This is a genomic window from Plectonema cf. radiosum LEGE 06105 (assembly GCF_015207665.1).
Taxonomy (GTDB): domain Bacteria; phylum Cyanobacteriota; class Cyanobacteriia; order Cyanobacteriales; family Nostocaceae; genus Rivularia; species Rivularia radiosa_A.
The window spans coordinates 1-24,009 of the sequence record NZ_JADEWL010000017.1; the positions used below are offsets into that span (position 1 = coordinate 1).

At 38.2% G+C, this 24,009-nt stretch carries 14 protein-coding genes; 10 read left to right on the forward strand and 4 right to left on the reverse strand.

The window, feature by feature from the left end; genetic code table 11:
• The coding region (locus tag IQ247_RS07885; RefSeq protein WP_228059558.1) for a hypothetical protein at positions 1–1,715 on the forward strand (1,715 nt) is incomplete at its 5' end.
• On the opposite strand, the gene IQ247_RS07890 is transcribed toward IQ247_RS07885, so the two are convergent.
• Genes IQ247_RS07890 through IQ247_RS07900 form a run of 3 tightly spaced genes read right to left on the reverse strand, consistent with a single transcriptional unit; the run spans position 1,708 to position 4,700 of the window.
• The gene (locus tag IQ247_RS07890; RefSeq protein WP_193918764.1) at positions 1,708–1,848 is read right to left on the reverse strand and encodes a hypothetical protein; all 141 of its coding nucleotides are present in this window, start codon (positions 1,846–1,848) and stop codon (positions 1,708–1,710) included. The genes IQ247_RS07885 and IQ247_RS07890 overlap by 8 nt on opposite strands.
• Positions 1,841–2,494 carry a hypothetical protein gene (locus IQ247_RS07895; RefSeq protein ID WP_193918766.1) on the reverse strand — a complete coding sequence of 218 codons (654 nt, stop codon included), beginning with the start codon at positions 2,492–2,494 and terminating at the stop codon, positions 1,841–1,843. The genes IQ247_RS07890 and IQ247_RS07895 overlap by 8 nt, the downstream gene beginning before the upstream one ends.
• A 19-nt stretch (positions 2,495–2,513) precedes the next feature.
• Positions 2,514–4,700, reverse strand: coding sequence for a DNA phosphorothioation-associated putative methyltransferase (locus IQ247_RS07900; RefSeq protein ID WP_228059559.1), 2,187 nt, complete (start codon positions 4,698–4,700; stop codon positions 2,514–2,516).
• 97 nt (positions 4,701–4,797) lie between these two features.
• Here IQ247_RS07900 and IQ247_RS07905 point away from each other — a divergent pair, with 97 nt between their 5' ends.
• Both IQ247_RS07905 and IQ247_RS07910 read left to right on the forward strand, forming a co-directional pair.
• On the forward strand, positions 4,798–5,748 hold the full coding sequence (locus IQ247_RS07905; RefSeq protein WP_193918767.1) for a DUF4007 family protein: 951 nt from the start codon (positions 4,798–4,800) through the stop codon (positions 5,746–5,748).
• The gene (locus tag IQ247_RS07910; protein ID WP_228059560.1) at positions 5,741–9,199 is read left to right on the forward strand and encodes a hypothetical protein; all 3,459 of its coding nucleotides are present in this window, start codon (positions 5,741–5,743) and stop codon (positions 9,197–9,199) included. Before IQ247_RS07905 ends, IQ247_RS07910 begins: the two co-directional genes overlap by 8 nt.
• Before the next feature lie 381 nt (positions 9,200–9,580).
• Here the strand turns inward: IQ247_RS07910 and IQ247_RS07915 are convergent, their stop codons facing one another.
• Complete coding sequence (locus IQ247_RS07915) at positions 9,581–10,537, reverse strand: DNA endonuclease (RefSeq protein ID WP_193918768.1); 957 nt, start codon at positions 10,535–10,537, stop codon at positions 9,581–9,583.
• Positions 10,538–10,665: 128 nt separating this feature from the next.
• On the opposite strand from IQ247_RS07915, the gene IQ247_RS33340 reads away from it, so the two are divergent.
• From IQ247_RS33340 to IQ247_RS07950, 7 genes are read left to right on the forward strand one after another with little or no spacing between them, the layout of a single operon-like run.
• Positions 10,666–12,048 (forward strand): HNH endonuclease domain-containing protein, encoded by a 1,383-nt coding sequence (locus IQ247_RS33340; protein WP_193918871.1) that lies wholly within the window; start codon positions 10,666–10,668, stop codon positions 12,046–12,048.
• Between the two features lie 33 nt (positions 12,049–12,081).
• Positions 12,082–12,912, forward strand: a complete 831-nt coding sequence (locus IQ247_RS07925; RefSeq protein ID WP_193918769.1) for a hypothetical protein — start codon at positions 12,082–12,084, stop codon at positions 12,910–12,912.
• Entirely contained in the window at positions 12,896–13,357 is a 462-nt protein-coding gene (locus IQ247_RS07930; RefSeq protein ID WP_193918770.1) for a hypothetical protein, read from the forward strand. Before IQ247_RS07925 ends, IQ247_RS07930 begins: the two co-directional genes overlap by 17 nt.
• A gap of 52 nt (positions 13,358–13,409) precedes the next feature.
• A complete protein-coding gene (locus IQ247_RS07935) occupies positions 13,410–18,839 on the forward strand; it encodes a sbcc family protein (RefSeq protein WP_193918771.1) in 5,430 nt (1,809 codons plus the stop codon).
• 1 nt (position 18,840) lies between these two features.
• On the forward strand, positions 18,841–21,102 hold the full coding sequence (locus tag IQ247_RS07940) for a PglZ domain-containing protein (protein ID WP_228059561.1): 2,262 nt from the start codon (positions 18,841–18,843) through the stop codon (positions 21,100–21,102).
• Positions 21,089–22,537 (forward strand): BREX system Lon protease-like protein BrxL, encoded by a 1,449-nt coding sequence (gene brxL, locus IQ247_RS07945; protein ID WP_193918772.1) that lies wholly within the window; start codon positions 21,089–21,091, stop codon positions 22,535–22,537. Before IQ247_RS07940 ends, brxL begins: the two co-directional genes overlap by 14 nt.
• The gene (locus IQ247_RS07950; RefSeq protein WP_322745457.1) at positions 22,534–23,709 is read left to right on the forward strand and encodes a cysteine desulfurase family protein; all 1,176 of its coding nucleotides are present in this window, start codon (positions 22,534–22,536) and stop codon (positions 23,707–23,709) included. Before brxL ends, IQ247_RS07950 begins: the two co-directional genes overlap by 4 nt.
• The last annotated feature ends 300 nt before the right edge of the window (positions 23,710–24,009 follow it).

A 24,009-nucleotide genomic window follows, 5' to 3' on the forward strand; every position in this document is an offset into this window, starting at 1 on the left:
GCCCCAAAACCTCCCCCACTCCTCTACGTATCTGGTCAATTCACTCGGATAATTCTGGGAGTAAAGAAAATGTTGCCTTCATCAAGGACATAACTAACGCTGTAAAGGACGTAGATGCCCTTTTAGCGTCTCCTAGCCTGGGTACGGGGGTTGACATTCCTAATTATCATTTTGATGCCGTTTACGGGGCATTTCACGGGACTTCTCAAACTGCTACCGAATGCGCCCAACAACTTTACCGTTATCGTCCCAAAGTTCCCTTTCATGTTTGGGTCGCTCCCAGACCTCCTTTTGGGTACAAAGATACTAATGCTAATAAAATCAAAGAGCGGTTGCTGCAAACCAATGAATTGACCGCGTTTTTGATCCGAATTGACCGGGAAACGGGTAAGCGTGGTGCTGAAAAAGATTGGGCGTTGGATGCGTATTGTCAAATAGAAGCCAAGCGCAACCAATCGATGAACAACCTGCGGACTGATTTACGCGAGTTGTTGACGGAAATGGGCAATCAAATTATCCCAATGGGGGCGGAGGATGATAAAGAAACCGCAGAACGCCTAAAAGATGCCGCAGCTGCGTTAAATGTTGCATATAACACGGGTGTCGTCAAAGCCAGGGACATTTCTGTTAAGGAATACCGCAGCTACAGAAGCAAGGATTACCTCAGCCCCGAAGAAATGTTGGAGTGCGAGAAATTCCGCATCAAAGATGCTTACGGCATGGAAATCACTGAGGAGTTGGTAGCAAAAGATGATAAAGGCACGTTAATCAAGTCAATCATTAATTTGGAGGCAATTTTAGCAGAAACAGATGGTGTAATTACTGATGAAGTAACGGGAAGACAACACCCGGCACCACCTTTAATTGTGACTGACAAAGACCGTGCCGAACGCGATTATTACCCGTTGTGTATGGATTGGGGTAATTATTCTGCAAAATGGCAGGCTCGGTTCTTCCTGGGGCTAGATAAAATTCTCAAACGTTTAATAAATGGAGAAAGAATTACTGCCAAAGACCCAGAATTATTACGGATGACCAAACTTGCCGAACAAATTGGGCAACATATAAATGACATCCTTGGGTTTACCGTTCCAGAAAATTGCGAACCAATATGGTTGTTGGATTTGCTGGTTAGACAGTTGGGATTAAAGCTGGTTAATAAAAAAATTGGTCCAAGGGGTAAACAAGTTAAATATCACTTTTTAGATGCTGGGAAATTGGAGTTTGCGCTCTCGGTAATTGAGCATCGGGAAAACAAACGTAAACAGAAAGAAGAACGAGCGCGTCAAGATGCGGAATCCCAGCGGCGATATCAGGCTGGAATAGAAGCCCAGTACGGGGTTGCGCCTCCTCCTGACCCGGTATCCACCCCCCCCCCTAATGGTATAGGGAATTCCCCATTGGGAGGGGTGGATACTACCGCAAATAATGGGGTGAATTTTGATAAAAGCGATAATTCCTCTCCTATATATGAAGTCGGTGAGGATTTGGAACCCAATGATGGGGACAGCACTCCAATTCAAACCAGCCTGACTATGCTTCGAGAAGCGATTGTCGGGGGTGTGGAAGCGGTAAAAGCCACTATATGCCGTTGGACTTGCGAGCGGCGTTGGTGCGCGGTGCTGCTGTTGGAGGAAGTTGCTGAAAGTGAGTTACGTAAATTGGAGCAAATGATACCAAGCTTTTATGGGTGGTTGAGTGAATTTTCTAGTTAATTTGTAAATTTACGTTGCTCAGTTTATTTAACGTCAACAGCAATTGATTGACGTGCAGGATTCCTTTGTCTAAAAAATCGTAAGTAACTTCTTGAAATCGGAAGTTTATCGCAATCTTATTATTCTTAGCCATAAGGCATTTCCTCCTCAAAATCTTTTTCATCTAAATCTTCCTCATCAAAGTTATCGTTATCGATATCTTTCCTACAAATTTGTACCCATTGGTTTAATTTTGATAAGCAAGTATAAGAAGTTTCTCCCGATACTGCGTACAGGCATTTCAAGAATACATCTAGATATTTTGGATTTTCTTCTCCTGAAGGTAAAACAATATTTAAAGTTTCTGGCAATGTTAGTTTACTTTTGATAATTCTATTTTCTTCTTTCAGTTCCCAAAAGTCATACCTGTTAAGAATAGGGAAAAAAACTTCTGTTTCAAAAGTTAATTGAATAATCATCCAAATTGGTTCGTTTTGGTATCTAGGTAAACCATTGAAAAAATCATTTGCTCCAATCATCCAACCAGAAGTTTCATCAGAACCAAAGAAGTACTCGCCTTCATTTAAGCAAGCCAAACGAACCATTTCTCTATCGGATGCATCCAAAAAACCAAGTTCTATTGCTCGGTCTAAAGCTCTATTAATGCTCCAAGGTTCCAAGTCTGCCGACCCTTCCCAATGCTGATGCTTTCCATAATCTGGCTCGTTCCATCCTTTAGTCCAATATCCAAATTCCCAAGGTGTTGTTGTTGGGTCAAATTTAAAGGAAGCATTTTTCATAGTAAATTATGGGTTTTAGCTAATTTTTGGAATGCAGAAGATTGTCAGTATCATGCCTTTTAGCTTGACGAGTCTTGACCGCAGCACGTAGTGCCTTAAGTTTGTAAGGGTCAGCATCTTTGCGCCAATACAACTTATGTCCTTTGAGTGTCGCGCAATGGTCTGCCAAATATCTAAGCCAGTCAGAAAGATGGCTGATACTGCGCCAATCATCTAATAATCCCCAGTCTTCTTCTTGGCGAGTTAGTTTGGCAAATTTTTCATAAAGTGGATAATCTGGGGTCACTAAAGCATCTTTGTTATGTAGGATTGGGGGGTCATTAATATCAAAATCTTGATAGGTAACGTGTAAATTCCGTAAGTCAATCGCCATAGTTGTGTGTAGCGCGGGATGGGGGTCATTATCAAAGTCGGAGTAAAATAAATAAGATATTTTTGGTTTTTTAGTATGAATTTTAATGACATTCGCTTGTTCCATCCTGCCAATTGTGCGGCTAGCACAACCTTCGTAAAGCCTTAGCAATGGGTCGAGGTTTTGTAACGCCGAGACATGAATTAACAAAGATTTTGGTAGCTTTTTACCCACCGGGCTATTTTGGCAGCGTTCGTATATATTTTCTAAATCGCCCAAACTATGTAACATTTCGTCAGCTTGAATCCAAGCTTGTTTGTAAGTGCCAAATAAAGCTTTTATATCCTCTTGAACTTGGGGTGCTAGTTGAGCAAGTTTAGGACGGCGGCTAAATTGGCAAAGGGCAAAATAAACCATCAAATCTTGACGGCGCTTTTGTGCTATTGCTTCCCATTCTTCCGGGTCTGTGGCTTGTAAAACTAAGTTATAGGCACGTTTTAACGTTCCGAATTCTACGCATATTTTTTCTTCTTGGGGTAATTCATCTTTACTTGGCAATCGTCCCCGTTCGGTAACAAAAGACATTAGGGGTGCAAGTAATTCCTGATAGTCTTCAAACCGCTTAACTTGAACCTTGATTCTGGGGGTAGTGGCGCGAGAACGGAAGCGAGAAGCTCGAAATAATTGCGCTTCGGCTTCATCTCGAAAAATAAAGTAAATACCCAAGCCTACAGGAATGGCATCTACACCAAGAACTTGGTCAATGTAAATTTTTAACTCTTCTTGTTCGTAATATTTCTGAAATGTGTTGCGGGTTGTAACTACACCATCACCGTAGGCGATTGTACCTTTATTGGTATCGGCTAATGTTACTTGAGCAGCAACAAGTAAAACTTTTCGAGTTAGTTCCCAAGCACTTACTAATGCTTCTCGGCGTTCGGCGGGGTTTTCGATAACGTTAATTATATAGCCCAGATTAACAATATCAGCAGGCTCGCGCCGAGTATCCGGTGCATAGAACGGGTCCCATCCACGACTGGTACATCCTTGTTGTGCAATTCGCATGACATCACCGCCATGTCCGCAACCATAGTCAAAAAAAGTTGTACCTGGTGTAAATAAGCCTGCTTCTAAAGCTGCGCGTACAGGACGGGAAAAGTCATTACGAACAATTGCTGCTTTGTGACGGTTTATTTGAGGGGATAAAGATTTGCCGTTAATGGTAGCTATTTGGCGCGGAACTATGTTATGCCCTTGCAATTGCACGGCATGAGCTTGTAAACGTTTTTCCCATCCCCGACGGGTTCCGATACTTCTGGAATTATCTAGTAAACCCAAAGCTTCTTGAGCGCGAGTGAGCGTGGCGAACTGTTGATAAAGTGGATAATCGGGTGTAACAAAAGTTTCTTTGCGGTGGAGGATGGGAGGATTATTCGAGGTGTTATATTCTCGGTAGGAGACTTCTAGGGTTTTTAAGTCAACTTGGATACTTGCTTTTAATGCTGGATGGGGGTCAGTTTCAAAGTCAGGATAGAACAGGTAAGATATCTTTGGTTTGCTGATGTTAAATTTTACGATTGTTACATTATTTATTTTGGAAACGGCACTTCTAGCGTGACTTTCGTATTGTTGTAGCAATTCTTCAAGGCTATGCAGTGCTGAAATATGAATGTAAAAAGCATCAGGTAGCAGCTTGCCTATTGGAGAGCGTTTGCAAGCTTGAGCAATATCAGCCAATTCAAGTTTCGGAGATAGACCTGATTCCGTAGTATTGCGGATGTTATTAACTATGTTAAAGTTGTTATTGCTCGAAGCCATTGCGCTCATTGATAAAGAAGTGCTGTCAGCCTTCATTGCTGTTATATTTTGTGGAAATCACAATTTTCCCGTAATAATTAGGATTTTAATCAATAATTGCTCTACGATTTGTTAACTAATAAAACATAAATTTATGGGGAATCTTATCAGCCCAAGTAAGAATGGTATAAATACGGAAGTTGTAAACGTCAAGCCTGTATTTGCCCGCCATGAAACATTTCATCCCCGTTGGTCTTGGATCAAAAAGGGTTTTGATGCTGTGGAAGAAAATCCAGAAATATTTGTGCGCGAAGATGCACCCGTGCGGCTAGGTGTAGGGAAGAACATGGTGGGTTCGATTCGCTACTGGTGTAATGCATTTAAAGTATTGTTTGAGGATAGTCCTTCTGAATTTGGGTCGAGTTTGTTAGGGAACGATGGTTGGGACCCATTTCTGGAAGACCCTGCAACGCTATGGCTTCTACATTGGAACTTGCTCAAGCCAACTTGTAATGCGACTGCTTGGTATTTTACTTTCAACCTTTTTCGACAAACAGAGTTTTCCCAGCAAGAGTTGTTAAATGCTGTGTATGACTACAGAGATACTATTGCACCTCGTATTGTTGACTCATCTGTAAAAAAAGATGTTAACTGCATTTTGCGAATGTATGTAGAACAAGCCGTACCAAAAGGAGGTGTGAGTGAGGACAGTTTAAACTGTCCCTTTGCTGAATTGGGAATTATGCATACAGCAGGTGATTCCAGACACTATACTTTCCGCATTGGTGCCAAAAATAACTTACCAGCAGAAATTATTGTTGCAGCTTGTTTGGAATATGCTGCTTTGGTTGGGCGGGAACAAAGAACTATTTCAGTTTCGCGTCTTGTTTATGATATTGGCAGTCCTGGAATGGTTTTCAAACTTTCGGAAACTGCTGTATGTGATGCTATCGAACAAGTTGCAAGGAATCGCAATTCAATTTTACTTTCCGATTCTGCTGGCTTGGTTCAATTTTTTTATACTGAGGAGCCATCTGAAGCATCTCTTGATATCTTAAACAAGTACTACAAAGCTCGTGGGTTGATGGGGACTCTTGATGAATAAAGCTTTATCTGAATATTTTGGAATAGTTCGCCGCTACTTTCGTTCCATCAACATTGAACGAGATTTAGACAAAATTGATGCCTTAAAAGGATATATTCTTACTGAAAGGTCAGTAGATGCCGCAAGACGCATTTTATCTGGATTAACTGGTGTTTCTGACCACCGTGCATGGACTTTAACTAGCGTATATGGTACTGGCAAATCCGCGTTCGCTCTTTTTTTAACATCGCTGTGCGCTCCAGAAAACAGCGATATGCGTAAAATGGCTGATAATATTGCTGCACAGACATTTAGTGCTGAAGCGAACGTATATTTAGCTTTTCAAGAAAATATACCGTCATTAGGATTATTTCGAGCCGTCGCCACAGCAGGACGAGAACCGTTAAGTAATACAATTGTACGGGCGCTGTTTCGAGGAGCAGAAGATTTTTGGTCGCCTCGAAAGTTTAATAAATTAGAAATAGCGCAGAAATTAGCAGACTTAGACGCGCAGGTTGCAAGTGGAGAGACAGTAGATAGTAGAGAAATTCCTAAGTTAGTTAAAGAAATTGCTGAAGCTGCTTCGACAAGTATTTTATTAATTATTGATGAATTAGGAAAGAACTTAGAATTTGCTGTCCACAACCAAGGTGCTGAAGATTTATATTTACTACAGCAACTAGCTGAACTGCCCAAAAAGAAAAATTATCAAGTTTATATCGTAGGTATCTTACACGCTAGCTTTGCTGATTATGGTGAAAGATTAGCTTCCGTACAACGTAACGAATGGGCAAAAATTCAAGGCAGATTTGAAGATATTCCGTTTCAAGATTCTCCCGCACAAATGATGCGGTTAATCGGTCAAGTAATTGACCGTGAAGCCGCAGACAAGCTCGAATGCGGTATTCATAACCAAGCGACAGAATGGTTTGAGAGTTTACCGGAAGGGATTAGAAATGATTATACACTGACAGTACTAAAAGATAGTTATCCGTTACATCCCATCACGGCGTTAGTGTTACCAATGTTATGCACTCGTTATGCCCAAAATGACCGTTCGCTATTTACTTTCTTAACTTCTACCGAACCCTATTCTTTTAAAAATTTTCTTGCCGAAGCTACAGTTGGGGTGGATGTTTTACCAACTTTGAAGTTAGATAGAATCTATGATTATTTTATCGAAGCAGTTGGTTATGGTTTGGCTTCTCGACCAAATCTTCAGCGCTGGGTAGAAATTCAACATTTGATTACTGATGCCAAACATTTAGAGCTTGATAGTCTGCGAGTTTTGAAGGTTATTGGAATTTTGAACCTTGTGACTACCACAGGTGCGATGCGGGCAACCCGGACTTTGGTAACGCTTTCTTTATGTAATATTCCGTCGGATAATACCAAAAGTCATTGGGGTATGGTAATCGATGATTTACTACAAAAAGGTATAATTACTTACCGTAGGCAATTAGATGAATTACGAATTTGGCAAGGTTCCGATTTTAACGTTGATATTGAACTAGCAAATTACATAGAGCAAGAGCGATCTGCTTGCAGCAGCGCTTCGCTATCGCCGTTACTAAATCTTGTTTCAAGCATCCGTCCCCTTACCCCAATTGTTGCCCAGCGTCATAGCTACAAAACGGGTACAACACGTTATTTTGAACGGCGCTATCTTGATGGTTTAGAGGATTTAACAAAAATAAATTGTTCTAAGAGCGATTGCGATGGTTTAGTCGGTTATTGGGTAGATGAAGCGCAACCTAAAAATGTACCGCCATATACGGCTGATGGCAAACCATTAATTTTGTTATCTGCTGCTAAGTTAGATATATTACGAATTCGGGCGCGGGAATTTGCTGCTTTAAAGAAAATTCAAACCTTAGCCCCCGAATTACAGAATGATGGTGTAGCAAGGCAGGAAGTACGCTATCGTCTGGTGCAAGCCGAACAATTATTTGATGAAACTCTTGGACAAGCTTTTGATGTCAAGGAAAATCAAAATCCTTGCTGGGTTTGGGGCAAACAAGAAACTATCAGCCACATTACAAATTTTAATGCCAAACTGTCGGATGTCTGCGATGAAGTTTACAACAAAAGTTTAATACTTTGGAATGAGCTAATTAACCGGCGGGAATTAACTAGCCAAGGTGCTAAAGCAAGACGAGAACTTCTCGAAGCGATGCTGGAACATCTTTCTGAAGAAAAACTGGGCTTGCAGGGATATGGTCCCGAAGTCAGTATGTATTATTCGGTACTGAGTGAGTCTGGTATTCACAGATCAGAAAATGAAGAGTGGGGATTTTATCCAGCAATAGAAAGTTCGGGTGTAGCGTCAGTTTGGCAGGCAATCGATGATTTTTGTTTGCAAGCTAAAGAGAAACCACAAAGTTTAGATAAACTGTATCAACTTCTAGAAGCGCCTCCATTTGGTGTTAAAAGTGGAGTAATTCCGGTGCTGTTCGCAGCAGTAATTTTATACCACATTGATGATATAGGCGTTTACAAAGATGGTACTTTTATACCAGTTTTGGGCGGCGAACATTTTGAATTATTATTAAAAGACCCTTCCCGATTTGCAGTTAAATATTTTGAAGTAGTAGGTTTACGTTCTCAAGTCTTTAAAGAACTCGAATCAATTTTACGCAAAAAAAATGCTATTGCTCCATTATTGTTGCGAAACTCTACTCTACTAATGGTAGTGAAGCCGTTATTTCAATTTGTCAAAAAACTACCCAATTACACTTTAAAAACTGATCGTTTGGGTAGTGAAGCTTCTTCTGTGTTGAAAACCTTACAGCAGGAGCAGGAACCCGACGAATTGCTGTTTACTTCTTTACCCAAAGCCTGCGGATTATCTCCTATTGTTGCGAATGCAGAAGCACCTCCATCGGCTTCTCGTACAGTGGAAGAGGACGATAGCACCATAGCAAAAACCCTGCGAAAAAAGCTCGTTTCAGCGTTACACGAGATTCAAACTGCTTATGACCGCTTGCTCGCAGAATGTCAATCTCTTCTTTACAATGCTTTTGCTGTACGCAGCAGTGAAGAAAAACTCCGGGAAGATTTGCGGGTAAGGGCTAGTTATTTGAGCGGTCAAGTTTTAGAACGTCGTCTCAAGAGTTTCGTTATGGCGGCGACGGATAAAACTGCGACAGATTCCGAATGGTTAGAAGCACTGGTGATGATTATTGCTGATAAACCTGCTGAGTCATGGACGGATGAAGATGTAACAAATTTTGAAATAAAACTTTCCGATATTGCTCGACGCTTCAAAAATATTGAAGTTTTGCAAAAAGATGCTCAAACAAGGACTGAAGAAGGATTTGAGGCACGTAAAATCACAGTGACGCGCCCGGATGGTCAAGAAACCCACTCTTTGGTGTGGTTTGAAAATCAAAGTGAAGCTCAAATTGATGGCGTAGTTGAGGAAATTTTGCGCGTATGTCGGAGCGCACGGCAAGCCGTACACGTAGTGTAGCGTAAGCTAACGCGATTTATTAAAGAGGTAATCTTCGAGCCGGATAGGAGTGGTTAACCAAGACCAGACAAGGAACGATTGTATACCAGACAAGGAACGATTGTACGCCAGACAAGGAATGATTGTATACCAGACAAGGAACGATTGTACGCCAGATAAGGAATGATTGTATACCAGACAAGGAATGATTGTACGCCAGACAATACCCAACAGATAAAATTAACTGGCAAAAATATGCAATTTAAACCGCTTGAAAAATTTTTCAGAAATTTTGATTCCACGGATACTATTACCCTCACCAATTTTGAGTAATCGTATATTTGCTTATTAACTGTATTCTCACCATTTATCTTTAGGTATAAATTAGAGAAAACTGTATGCTTAAAAATTAAGTTTGTATTCCATTCCAGGAATTTGAAATTTAGAAGCAATTTTTCTAAAGTTTCTTCTTGAAGCAGCATTGAGAGTAATATAGTACTGATTATTTTTATTTTTAATAATACTACCTTGAAGATTAAAACGATTTTTGAGCAAAGCAGCTAAAAATTTTACTTCATCTTTAGAAAAACCCAAAGTATATAATGTGATTCTTTGAGTAGAACATCCATCATCACAAAACCAAGTTATCAAAGCAAATTCAGTTAAATATACTGATATTAAGTTTTTAGGAATAATCTTTTTACAGTCGTACCACTGCGAATGAAGCTTAGTCAAAATAGGATGAACTGTAGTTTTTAGCGACCAGCCTTGATATCGTTTACCTGTTTTTGGATGAGGTAAAGATAAGTATTCATTAAAAGAACAGGAAAAATATTGGCTCAGAAATTTATGCTTCCATTCTAAGTATTTTTGATTACCAGCACCTTCAGTGTAGCGTGCATTAAGTTTTTTCGAGTTTTTTTCAAGAGAGCCATCTCCAAGTAAAGACCCTGTTAAAAACTCATATAATTCTTTATCTGGCTCTTTTCCTACATAGTTTAAATAATGCGACTGCGTTAATGCTCCTTGCGCTCTTGTCTGCTTCATTCGAGAATTTAGAGTAGGCAAATCAGGATAGAGTTTTTTGTATTCTTTGACAGTCAAGCCGTGAGTTTTTAAATGATTGTAATGAATCATCTCAAATTGCTGATTGCATACAGCACAAGTCACCATGTCAACGCCCTGTAACTGTAGTTGTTTAATTCGATTTCTTTGACGATATCGATCAATTTGGGTATAACACTGTTTGTAATAAATAGCCTGACATTTTGCATCACCGCAAGTACGACTACAGGCTGGATGAGCTAAACCGGGTTCCACCTTTTTACCACAAACTATGCAATGGAATGGTTGCCGCATTATTTTGTTATTTACTTCCTATCAAAAATATTTTTGTTATCATATATGATAACAATGTCATTAAGGAAGGTTAACATATAAATTAATAAAGATGTTAAAATGCTACCTGCTCTGTGATAATTGAAACTATGGGAAAAGCAGGTCAAGCATTGAGACAAGTATTAGAGTTTCACAACATCAGCCAAAGTTTACTGGCTAAGGAATTGGGTGTTGAGCGTCCGATTGTTTTTCGTTGGTTTCACGAACACACAGATCCCACAGCTGAAACAGTGGTGGAGATTGTTCAAACCTTACAGCACATCAATACATCTGCTGCTACAGATTTTGTGCAAGCATATTTAGGTAATTTAACAAATACTTCCCAAGGAACTTTAATTCAAAAGCTACCGCAGTCAGAACGGGTTAATGTTTCGGTATTATCTCAAATTTTTAATAACACTACTAATTCTTATAAATATTTGTTTTTTTTGTCACTGTTAGACATTCTTAAAAGAAGAAAATTTGATACTTTATCGCCTATTAGTTTTGAAGAAATTATTGTAGAGATGCTGGCAAATGCTTGGTATCCTCATAATTACTTTAAACTGTCTTTTGGAACACTAGATAAAATTGCATATAAATTAGATTCTCTTGACTTAGAGATAACTGAGCCAATCTTAAAATTTCGTGATTCCGATAAAAAACTCTTACGAAAAACAATTAAAGCTCAAAATATTAATGATATTGTGACTTTTCTCAGTAAATATGTTCCTTTTCGTCTCATTCGTTCATTTTTCAGCCAAGAAACTAAAGGATTATTAGATGCTAAAGTTAACCAGAGTATTATAAATCTCGCCCATGATAAATTTGAAGCAACAAAGCCTATTTATTGTTTTGATTCTCAGAAATTAAACGATTGTACAGCAATTATTTTACATCAAGATTGGGTAGAATATATTGCGGAAAACTATTCAATTGTTAGAGGATGGGTATCTTGGGAATGGCTTTATTATATGCAAAAATGTAATCCAAGTGTCCCTGCTGTTGCGAATAAACTATTTCCCCCACAAGAAAGAGAATCACTAACCAATCAAACAAAATTCTGGAAGCTTGTTTTAGAACATACTGAGGTTAACTGTATTTACTCTAACTTAGTTTTAACTACAGATAATTTATCTCTTGATCATTATTTGCCTTGGTCTTTTGTTGCTCACGACCAACTTTGGAATTTAATTCCGACAATTCCGTCAGTTAATTCTAGCAAATCGAATAATATTCCATCAGTAGATAAGTATTTTATTAAATTTGTTGAGCTTCAGCATATTGGTTTGACTATTTCTTCTGAGCATCTTTCTGAAAGACAATGGAATAAATATATTGAATCATATTTAACTGATTTAAAAATATCAGATAAAAATAACTTGCTCGATTTTAAAATTCTTAATTCTGCCTACAGAAATACAGTTCTTCCTCTATTATCTTTAGCTGCTACACAGGGGTTTATGACAGGCTGGTTATATCAGACTGCATGATTAACTAATTAATTATTAAGGAGAGATCAGTTTATGGCTAATTTACAATTACATTTTAATGGCAATTTTCCTCTAAAAAAAGAAGAAATTAGAAGAATTCTTCAAGCTGCTACTGAAGAAAAGGGCTTAAAAGATACTGTAGAGAATTTAATAGTAAGAACAAGTTTAGGCAATGCAAAAATAGGACGGATAAAAAGTTGGGCAATCCGTGCAGGTTTAGTACAGAACAATCGTCTAAGTCCAGAAGGGGAAATCATCTGGAGATTAGACACTGATTTGGAGTCTAATATTACAGATTGGCTGATACACTTTTATCTTAGTTTTGGAGATAAAGGGATACAAAAATTACCGGAAAGTCCTGCTGATTGCGGCGTTTGGTCTTACTTTGTTTACGTATTTTTGCCACGGTATAAACAATTTACTGCCGAAGAATTTATACATCACACTGAATTAGTATTTGAAGAAGAAAGTAAAATTATTGCTAGTAGAATCAAATTTATTTTGCGAGCATACACGGAATCTCATGCTCTTGCATCTTGTAAATTTCTCACTGTAGAAGAAGATAAATACATTGCTGGATATCCTAGCTTGCCCAATGCTTACCTGGTGGGATATTTCCTTGCAAAGTTGTGGGAACGCGACTTTAAAGACGAAGGGTCAGTTCTTACCGAATCTATCTTAAACGAAACAATGGGACTTGCTCCCGTGTTGGGAGTGAAAGCAGAAGCGCTACAGGAACAATTAAATGCTTTAGAAGCATACGGGATTATAGAACAGCGGCGGACAGTACCTCCGTTTCAAGTTATCCCCCGTTGGGACAATCCGCTTGCACTGTTGGAGAAAGCATATGACAACGAAGCCTGAGCAAACTTTTCCTGACGCTAATATTCAGCTTCGAGATGCTAGACCTGATGATAAGATTCATCTGCTACTTTGGGACAACCCTGATGAAAATGAACTTGTACGTACTGCTGTATACAATAATGCCAAAAGAACCAATTACCGAGAAAATTTGTTACAACGGATTAATCAGGGCGAATACTTTCTCGCTCTTCACCATGACTTAGATCGGGAACTACAAGCCATTAAGTCAATGTGTTTTGGCGTGAACGAAAAGGTTATTTTACTGGAAAATTTGGACTGTTTAATTACTTACTTACAAGTTCATTCTGGTAGTAAAATCACTTTATTCTGGAACAATCTAGAAAAAGCTCGCAAGCTAGAAAAACTTTTGTGGATAGTGCTTCCACATCAGCTAGCACCAAAAAACTGGTCTGAAGAGCGAATTAAGCGTATTTCGTCAGGATAATTTACATCTCATAAAATTCTGAATTTTAAATCGCTTATTTAATTAAAACATTATGCTCCTCAGCCAACTTGTCGAAATCAATGAAAAGGGAAGTATCGCCAGTTCCGTTAACTTTGGCATGATGGATAATTCCGAGATGAATTTGGCTTTATGTGAAGAATTCATCTTTAATTACGATTCAAGAAAGCCTGAGTTATCAACTGTTGGCATTTTGGATGCATTGCGACGTAGCTACCATAGTTCTTCGGAGCCAAATATCCACTTAATGATACAGGATTATGGTAAAGGTAAGTCTCATTTTGCAGTGGCGATCGCTAATTTTTTCAAAAAGTCTTTCGACAGTACTGAAGTGCAAGGAATTTTGCATCAAGTGGAAGTGGCGAGTGCTAATAAAAATAAAGGAGTCGCAGAGGGATTAAAGCTTTTTAAACAAAGCCAACGCCACAAACATTTGGTAATTTGTTTGAGTGGAGATAGAGGCGGCGATATTAAAAAACAGTTTCTTCAGGTACTTGTTAAAGGTTTGGAAGCAGAAGGTATTACAGATTCTTTAGCACAAAATACGTGCAGTGAACCACTGCGATATTTAGAAGGCTTAGATGAAGAAAATATAGTCAAAGCAGAGGAATATCTTAAAAGCATTAATTACCCAGATGGCGACCTTAATAGTATTATTCGTCTACTTAAAGAAAATAACCCTGGTGCTATCTCCACTGTTAAGAATCTTGCTTATTACATTACGGGATTCACTCCCGATTTTTCCGCTAATGTGGATATTGAAGCTATTCTCCAAGATGTTATAAAAAGATATTGTATGGGAGAAAATGCAATATTTTCAGGGATTTTAATTTTATTTGATGAATTAAACTATTATTTGCAAGATTGGGCATCTGACCAAGTTGGTGCAGGTGGAACTGCACTACAAAATATCACTAATATCTGCGAGAATAACAAAGGTAAAATAGCTCTTTTAAGTTTTACACAATTCCATCCTTCTAGGGCGATTGGAATTTCTGCTAATGCAATGCAAAGCTATGAGAAAATAGCAACTCGTCTTGCACCTAAAGACAAAACTTATGATAATCCAGCTTCTAGTTTAGAGTTGGTATTATATCACTTATTGATTCAAAAAGAAAGTAATTCTAATTGGAAAGAATTTCGCGAACGTTGGCACAATACTTTACTTGGAGAATCTAGAATTGCTTTTGAAAAACGAATTAAAATTTATAGAGAAAAAGGTTGGAGTTTAGAAGAATTTAATCGCCATCTTACCCAAGGTTGTTTTCCCCTTCATCCACTAACAGCCTATCTTCTGTGTAATCTTGATTTTACCCAAGATAGAACTGCAATTCAGTTTATCAAAGGTTATGTTAAAGATTTTATTCAAGATGAACTTGTAGAAAAAGGAGGAAAGCTCAACTTTATTTATCCAATTACATTAGTTGATACATTTATAGAAAATTTTTCTAAAGAATCTGTTTATACTTTTTATAAAAAAGCTTTAACTTTAGTTGCTGGTTCTGAAGATACCGAAGAATTAACTGTTCTCAAAGCCTTATTTTTATTTTACGCTTGTGGCGAAAAGCTAACTAAACCAGATCGAGAAGAACATCAGGAAATTTTAGCGAGTTTAACTGGTTTACCTAAACTTAAATTAAAGTCAGCGTTAGATAGTTTAGTAGGTAGGGGAGACATCATTTACTATCAAGAAGCAACTAAACTTTATCGCTTCTGGGAAGGTGTTAGTCCCAAGGGAATTGAAGAAGACATTGAAGATAAAATTAAGGACAAAGAAACTTCAGTAAATGACGTTGTATTTTATTCTCAGCGGACAATTAAGACTTATTTAGACGAAACAATTATTGCTACACAGTTTGTGAAAGATAATAAATTGGTCGGTGTAGATTGGCAATTTGAGTGCAAAATATACAGCATTAACGCATTAATTAGAGCATTAAACAGCGACCAAACTCTAAGAACAACAAATGAAAAGGGAATCTTTGCATACGTGTTAGCAGAAACTCAGGAAGAGTTACAAGAGTTTCGCCGCACGATAGATGATGATTTATCTAAATCGCCGATTAAAAATCGCATTGCTGTTGCTATTCCTTCAGAAGAAACTGGAAAATTAGACCGCGTACTTCTCAGAATAAAAACTCTGAAAGAACAGGAATCTTCCCAAAAACGGCTATTTGGCGTAGCTTATGAAAAACTTCTCGAAAATTGGGAAGAACAGGTAAGAACACAGCTTGGAAGGATATTCAAATCTTGTACTTATCACTGTTCTGGTATTGATAAAATTCCGTTAAGCGAACAAAAGAAACCTCAACGGGTAATCAGTTTACTTTTGCAAGAATTATATACTTTTGTTCCTCCTGTCGCTGAAATAGACAAGATGCGGTCTAATCACAACACGGGTTCAAAAATTGTTGGTTTTGTTTCTAAGCAACTTTTTGCGGATAGTTTAACTCCTCAAACACTTCCCGATCAAGCTTATACAACAGTCATTGATACTATTTTTGTTAGCAGTTGGGGCTTACTTAAAAAAACTTCTCAGAAATACATAGTCCAAGAACCAACTAATGAAAAAGTTCGCGCCGCTTGGGATGAAATTTCTCAAATGGCTGATTTAGGAACATTATCAGAAAAGACTGTTAACTTAGACAAAATTTGGAAAGTTTTATCTACTCCACCTTACGGGTATAGCGAATATAATTTTACAATTTTGCTAGCAGCTTGGTTAGCTTACCATCGTAACGAAGTTTCTTTAGAGGGCAAAGAGAAGCTTTCTGCTAGAAAGGGAGAATTAGTTTCAAGAAAAGCTCAGTCTCTTCAAAGTTGGGCAAGTCCTGATACTGATATTCTGCAAAAACCAGCAACATTTGTTAGTGATTGGATTGTTAAGAGTAAATCTAAACTGATTCGTCGCCAAAAACTGGAAATGCCTACTCTTGCTGCATCACAAGTAGATTACGACCAAGCACAGCAGTATCTGAAAGCGGTTAGAGTATTTCTAGATTCCAACGAAGCAGATTCGGGTGAAGTTGCTGAAGTAACAAAAAATAAAGAACAGGTAATTACTGCGGTTGAACAAGTTGAAAATTGGTTGCAGCCAGTTGTGGAAGCAGAAGCAATCACAGGGGAAGTAGCTTTAGAAGCTTTGGTACAACTTTACCCCAGATTAATGCAACGTCTCCCAGCCATCAGTCTTATATCTAATGTCATCTCGGTTCAGCCAACACAACAACAACGCGATCGCCAAACTCAAGCTTTACAAAATATCAGTAATAAAATCGCTACATTTGTGGAAGCAGCGGGTAAACGTTCTGAGTTACTGTTAACGCAGGAAGATTGTGATGCTTACAAAGTTGAAATCCAGGGAGTTATCGGTCAGATAAATCCTATTACAAGTTTATCTCCCCATTTAACTGACTTAATTAAGATTTTAGAGAATGCTATTCGAGCCGCAGAACTGAAACTAACAGAAATTAGGGAGCAGAATAAAGTTAACGAATGTTTTTCTCGAATTCAAACTATCAATAAAAGCTTAAATAATTACTCAACTCAGCAGGATTATGTTAGTACTCGTGCTGAAATTGAAACTCTTGCTCGCAACATTGCTGATGGTACTCCTGAAGCGATTGAAATTCAGCAAATTCTACAAAATATAGACCAGTACTACAATGAGTTATCTCAAAAAATAGGAATTTGGGAAGAACGTTCTGCTGGAGTAACTTCTCACGAACAAATTGTTGATTTGTTTGAAGAAATTAACAAGCAGGAGCGTCGCTTTACAGAAGAAGTTAGTAAACAGAAAATAAGTGCATTACAAGAACTACTCAAACAAGAACTACTTAAAATACAAAATAAAGATGATGCGGAGAAATTAGTTCGCTCGGAATTGTCAACCGCTCAACAAAAATTACAGCGAATCCGTGACTTGCCTTTAAACAAGTTAGCTGATGCTTTTCAAGTTTACCAGGAATTAATTAATACTAGCTTACCAACTACAGAACACGCGGTTTCTTTAGAAGGATATCAGAAAAAACTGAATGAATTCAAGGCGCAGGGACGCACAGTTATTAGTGACAAGTTTGCTTTAATACATAACAAAAAACTATCACGATTAGAAGATTGTGAGCCATTGCAAGAGCAATTACAAACAAGTCAAAAAATCCTAGCTGATGTCGAAGATTTTGCTGATATCAAAACTAATATCGAGCGGGCGCTGGAAAATTTAGAAGCGCAGCGTCAAGAGTTGCAACAACAATCAGAGCAACGACAAAAGCAGGCTGAAGACAAGCAAATAATGCAAGATGTCTGCAAATACAAGTCTGTTAATAAGTTCAACACTATTTATCTTTGTGAAGAAGCGATTAGTGAGATTGAAATTTTAAAAAATCGCTTAAATGAACCAGAAAAATATACTGCTGAAATTGAGCAGATAAGTAAGTTGATACAAGAAAAAATAACTGCTTATCAACAGAGTTTATCGGATATTATGAATTGCCTAAAGTCAGTAGATAATCTTGCAGATTTATCTGGTATCAGTACCAAATATGCCAAACTAGAGCTTGTATTCAAAGATTCTGCCGATTACTCGAAATATCAACAATTACAGCCTACAATTCAGTTTTTAGAGAATGATTTAGAACAAATCCAAAATCTGGAAACACGTTATCAACAATGTAATGATATTAGCAGTTGTAACAATGTTTTAGAAACAATTAATAACCAACAATCAACTATACATGAGGTAGAACGTTTTCGAGAGAGAATTTCTAAGTTAGAAGATAATTTACGAGAAAGAATTCAAACATATACTTCAGAACTGCAAGAAATTGAATATAACCTAGAGCATATAACAACGGTTAGAGATGCTCAAAAACTTCAGGAAAAGTTACTGAAAAAGTCATCGCGCTACTTAAATTCGGAAGCGGAAGAACAGTATGAAGCAATTAAGTCAGAACTGATATTATTAATTGAGTTACTGCAAATAGTAGAGACAGGAAAGTTAAATACTTTGCAGTCTTGTCAAGCTCAGTTCAATAAACTACAAAACGTTATTAACGTTGTTGGAGATTTGACACCAAATTTGCAACAACGCATTGAGTCTTGGTATGCAGAAATTGAGCAAGAAAAAGCTAGAATTCTTGAGCAAGAAAAAGCTGAAGCTCAGGAATGGCTAAAAGATTTAGAGAATCAAGCCGCGAGTATATATCAATTGTTTGATGACACCGAAAAACTTGAAGCAGCAAACAATCTTCTGAAGGAAATACAAATAGAAAAATCACAGTATATTAGTTTACTCAATCCCCAAGAAGCTCAATCTTTAGAATATATAAAGCATCGGTGTATGGAAGAACAGCAGAAACACAAAGCTAATCAAATTTTAGTGCTATTTCGGCAGCTTCCGCGTTTGCAACGGCAAGATTTATACGAAAGATTAGCGCAGTATCTCTCAGAAGAAACGGAGGATTGAAATGGCTAAAGATACTCATAAAGGCTTATTTGACCCTTTACCACAAACTAGCAATAGCCAGCTAAATCAAAATCATCATATCGTACTTGATCCCACTGAGTTATACGATATCCCCTCCGGCTATATCCCCATTACCACAGATGTAGAGTGGATTAAATTGTTTGGTGTCAGCACTTCCTCCTGTTGGGTGAAAGGTAAACAGTTATGCGATTGGGCGGAGGCTTGGCTGCGGGCAAGGAACAGAACTTCGGAAATTGCTGAAATTAAGCAAGACCCACGACATTACTTAGAAGCGCTGTTTAGTCCCGAATTTTTACCGAAATATTGGACTGGCGAACAATTATTAATTCTCGCTACTCGACTCAATTCTTATCCCCAAGATAAACCGATAGCATACCTACTTGCAGATATTACTGACAGCGATAAAAATATATGGTTCGGAGAAGCTTCAATTCAAAATTTAGCAGATTGGCTGGCGATTCAAGTACCACAACAATGCAGATTTTTAGAACGAGTTTGGCAGAACCGCTTCCAAAAGCATGATTTAGCAAAATACTACCAAACTGAAGATAAAATATTACTTCTGCGTCGCTGGCTGGGAATAGCTGAACCGAAAATAACTGACCTCGGTATATATCCCCCACCAATTCCCGAATTTCTTACACCAGAGTTTGACCAATTTTGGGAGCAGCAGCTATTCCAAAGTGAAGGCAAAATTCTTGATAATCTTATTCCTACCGAACAATCTGGCTTCGAGCGGATTGCAAACGTTACTTATAATGTCTTAAGCAATCGACCTAAATGGATTACCAAAGCTAGGGAAAGCAAAGTTGCTGGATATCTCAGCCATCAGCAGAAAATAGAGTTAGGCGATCGCCAATCACCTCCCCAACCGCAACCTTTATCAATAGATGCAAGTCCTCAAGAAGCGCTTACCTGGTCAACTGAAAGCTATTTACCCTTCCGTCGTTGGGAAACGGTCATTAACCAACCCCCCTCCTCCGAAAGATTCAGCGACCGTTTAGCAGATAGTTTTGTTGAGTGGATACTCAAGCACTACCCAGTAATGAAGGTGGACTCAGTTGAACATTCCTATCTCAATTACAACGTTGCACAAAAAGTACAAAATCTTTGTCAATCAACTCCTGTCCTGTGGGTTGTAGTCGATGGATTGGGCTGGTTAGACCATCAAGAACTTATTTCCTTACTTACCAAGGATTACAAACTTGCTGTAGAAACTGCGATTGAGCCACGATTTAGTATTCTACCTACCTTAACAGAATACGCCAAATGGAGTCTGTACGCTCAACTTCTGCCCAGCGATTCTTCTTGGGTTGCTGATGCTAGCAAAGGTTTTCCGAAAATGGGGACGGGTAAACGTTATACGGACGGACAAGTTGATCGGCTTTATGATGCATTGAAAAAAAAGACACATCATTTATATTGCTGGGATACTGATATATTTGATAGCCTATATCACAAGCAAAAGGACTGGAAAAGTCTTTACCAACTCGAACGCCCCCACGCCCTTGAAGGCATTGCCAAAAAGATTGATTACTGTTTGCAACAATACCCCGACTCCGAGCAACTGCGAATCGTTATTGCCAGCGACCACGGTCAGATGATGGGTATATTAGATAAAATAACTCACTGTCCTCCGGAATTAGAATTCAAGGGAAGAATGGCTATTGGTAAAACGGATGATTCGCGGTTTGTGGTTTTGGAGGGCGATCGCTACGGTCTTCCCCATGACATCAGCGTGATCAGAAACTCCGCAAGTTTTAGTTCTTTAAGCTACACTACAGATAAAAAAATTATCGGTTCTCACGGTGGATTGTTTCCAGAAGAAGTAGTTGTCGGCGTATCTGTGCTACGAAAATCCGTCCAACGCCGTCCCGTGCTAATCTCCTGTCATGGTGAAGGCGAACCTAAAAAATCAGGAGAACTAAAAATTACTATTGATAATCCCAACTCAGTACCGCTTACAGACCTTTTCTTGTATATTAAGGAATTACCATATTTTGTTTCGGGAAAACCTTTAGAAAAGACAATTGCAGCGCATAAGGAAGAAACATTTAAGCAGATAATTCCTGAAGTTCCAGAATTACTTCCTGGTTCTGAAAACAATCAATTTCTTCTATCCGGTGAATTAACCTTTCTATTCGCTAATGCTGAAAACGGAAGCGCAACTCTCGACTTCAATTCTAAAATTATCATCAATCAAATGTTTGTTAGTGGGTTCAATATAGATGAATTCTTATAAAGCAGTAGCTTACAACAACGATTTAGTCCGCGATGTCTTTGGTAATCTTGTTATTGATAAAACTAGATTGCCATCGAGTGGATTAAGTTCTATTGGTGTACCAAGTTTTGTTGGTGAATGGTTGCTAGATAAAATTGTGCCTGGTTCGGGGGAGTTAAATACGACTGAGTTAGAAAAAGTAAATAGCTTTGTTAAAAAAGCATTTCCCCGCAAAGATGACCGCAACGAAATCATTTTTGACTTGACACAGAGTGAAGTGAGAAAACTGATTGCGCTGATGCAAGTACGAATCACATTAGACCCAAAAGGAAACAAAATTCCCGAACCTTCAGCACAAATACCAGTACTTAGTTTAACTGATTGTAGTATTAGCACTCTTATTGTAGAACGCTACAAAAGGCTTTTGCGTCAGGGAATATGGGGAAAAATTAGCCTTACGATGCTTCCTAAAGGTAAGGTTGAAGTAATGGGTTTTGAACCTTTTCAATGTTCTCAAGTGGACTTACAAGCCTATGCAAAATGTAGAGAAAAGTTTAATACACAAGAATGGCTTAATTTACTATTTTGCTCAATGGGTTTTAACCCGCAACATCCTAGTTATAACCATGAAGCTAAAAAGTGGATACTGGCTAGATTGCTACCATTAGTGGAACCAAATTACCATATTATGGAACTAGCTCCTAAAGGTACTGGTAAAAGTTTTGTATTTGAAAACATTAGTAGTAGAATTTCTTTGGTTAGTGGTGGTAAAGTAACACCTTCTCAGCTTTTTATTAATGGCAGAACTAAAGAAGTGGGTTTACTAGGTCGCCATGATGTTGTTGTGCTGGATGAAGTGCAAAGTTTAACCTTTGATAACCCCGATGAAGTTATTGGTCCATTAAAAAATTATCTTGCTAGTGGTCGCTACAATCGTTCTGGTTTTGCAGATATTTCTAGTGACTGTTCTTTAGTAATGCTCGCAAATATAGAGTTAGATGAGCAATTACGACCCCGCAATGAAGATAATTTAATATCTAATCTACCTAAGTTTTTTGCGGAAACTGCATTATTAGACCGTTTTGCTAGTATTATTCCCGGATGGGAAATTCCTAAGTTTCAAAGAGAAATGACTGCTAATCAAGTTGGTCTAAAAATGGATTTCTTTGGTGAGGTATTGCTTTCTCTACGCCAAGACAATCGCTTTATGTCCTACGCACAGCAGCATATTGAATTTGATAAAAATGCAACAGTCCGTGACCAAAATTCAATTCTCAAATCGGCATCAGGTTTTCTAAAAATTCTCTACCCACATTTACAGTTAACATTAGATGATTTCCAGCGCGATTGTCTGGAACCTGCTCGAAGACTGCGCCAAGCAATCCGCAATTCACTATATTATCTCGATGATGAATTTAGACAACTTGGTAGAGAAATTTACGTCGAGGCAAAGTGATTAAACAAAGCGACATAATCTACTTGGATTACCATGCAACCACTCCGGTAGATACCAGAGTGGCTGAGAAAATGCTTTATTACATGACAACAGCATTCGGTAATGCTAGCAGTATTGATCATGTTTACGGAGAAGAAGCTCAAGCAGCGGTTTCTCAAGCATCTATTCACATCGCTAAATTAATAGGAGCTACACCGAGAGAAGTCATTTTTACATCGGGTGCGACTGAGAGTATTAACTTAGTAATTCAAGGCAGCATACATAAAGATACTAATAAAACTCAGCACCGCATTGCAGTTTTACCCGTCGAACATAAAGCAGTTTTAGACACCTGTTATGCATTGGCAAAAAAAGGATTAGCTGAAATCATAAACTTACGTGTTGATTCAAAAGGTAAATTAGACTTAGAGCATCTTGAAAAAGTTTGTGCATCGGGGCTATCACTAATCTGTGTAATGGCAGCTAATAACGAAATAGGTAATATTTATCCCATCAAAGAAGTTGGAAAAATTGCTCAAAAGTATGAAATTCCTTTTCTGTGTGATGCTTCTCAAGCTGTGGGAAAAATTCCTATAAAATTTGAAGAATGGGGAATTACTTATTTAGCTATATCTGCACATAAACTCTACGGTCCAAAAGGTTCCGGGGCGTTAGTTGTAAGAAAAAAATATCACCTAAATCCTATTTTATTTGGCGGTGGACATCAGAAAGGATTTAGGTCAGGTACTCTAAATGTTCCTGGTATTGTCGGATTGGGGGAAGCTTGTCGCCTAAGACTGTTAGAAATGGAAGAAGATGAAAACCAGTCTGTACTTCTCCGAGACAAACTACAAAGCTTATTGCTAGAGAAAATTCCTGGTTTAGTAGTCAACGGTGATGTCGATAATCGTTTATCGGGAAATCTTCATATCTCTATTCCTGATGTTCCTAACAGTGCAATTATTGCCAGAGTTCGATCTAAGCTAGCCATCTCCACAGGTGCTGCTTGTTCATCGGGAGTAGAAACACCTTCTCATGTCCTCACAGTGATAGCTCTATCACAAGAAAAGATTGAAGGGGCGCTGCGAATTGGAATAGGCAAATTTACAACATATGAAGAAATTGGACAAGCATCTGAAATATTATCATCTGCCGTCAGCCTTACTCGTAAAGTAATGAGTTCTCAGGTTTAATATTTGTTGTGATTATGAGCGAAAATGTAGTATTCGTTTGTTGTATGAGGCGTTAACTACTGCGCTTAGCTTGCGTGGCGAAATGCACTTACAGCCAGAAGGCATAGAATGTTTGATGACAATTCCGCTTAAATTTCCGCTTGAATTAAAAACTCAAATTTCTACCACGAACGAATCACTTCCCCCTACAATGTGCTAACTATAACAATAAATATTATTTAATAAAACAACAGCTTCCTTCATAAATTAACAGCAATAATTGACACATAACCAGTTATCTTTAGAAAGTAACGGGGCAGG

What these genes read in the sequence shown, in the direction of transcription:
- IQ247_RS07890 (WP_193918764.1), bottom strand. Translation starts at nt 1,848, where the DNA reads ATGGCTAAGAATAATAAGATTGCGATAAACTTCCGATTTCAAGAAGTT.
- IQ247_RS07895 (WP_193918766.1), bottom strand. Translation starts at nt 2,494, where the DNA reads ATGAAAAATGCTTCCTTTAAATTTGACCCAACAACAACACCTTGGGAA.
- IQ247_RS07900 (WP_228059559.1), bottom strand. Translation starts at nt 4,700, where the DNA reads ATGAAGGCTGACAGCACTTCTTTATCAATGAGCGCAATGGCTTCGAGC.
- IQ247_RS07905 (WP_193918767.1), top strand. Translation starts at nt 4,798, where the DNA reads ATGGGGAATCTTATCAGCCCAAGTAAGAATGGTATAAATACGGAAGTT.
- IQ247_RS07910 (WP_228059560.1), top strand. Translation starts at nt 5,741, where the DNA reads ATGAATAAAGCTTTATCTGAATATTTTGGAATAGTTCGCCGCTACTTT.
- IQ247_RS07915 (WP_193918768.1), bottom strand. Translation starts at nt 10,537, where the DNA reads ATGCGGCAACCATTCCATTGCATAGTTTGTGGTAAAAAGGTGGAACCC.
- IQ247_RS33340 (WP_193918871.1), top strand. Translation starts at nt 10,666, where the DNA reads ATGGGAAAAGCAGGTCAAGCATTGAGACAAGTATTAGAGTTTCACAAC.
- IQ247_RS07925 (WP_193918769.1), top strand. Translation starts at nt 12,082, where the DNA reads ATGGCTAATTTACAATTACATTTTAATGGCAATTTTCCTCTAAAAAAA.
- IQ247_RS07930 (WP_193918770.1), top strand. Translation starts at nt 12,896, where the DNA reads ATGACAACGAAGCCTGAGCAAACTTTTCCTGACGCTAATATTCAGCTT.
- IQ247_RS07935 (WP_193918771.1), top strand. Translation starts at nt 13,410, where the DNA reads ATGCTCCTCAGCCAACTTGTCGAAATCAATGAAAAGGGAAGTATCGCC.
- IQ247_RS07940 (WP_228059561.1), top strand. Translation starts at nt 18,841, where the DNA reads ATGGCTAAAGATACTCATAAAGGCTTATTTGACCCTTTACCACAAACT.
- brxL (WP_193918772.1), top strand. Translation starts at nt 21,089, where the DNA reads ATGAATTCTTATAAAGCAGTAGCTTACAACAACGATTTAGTCCGCGAT.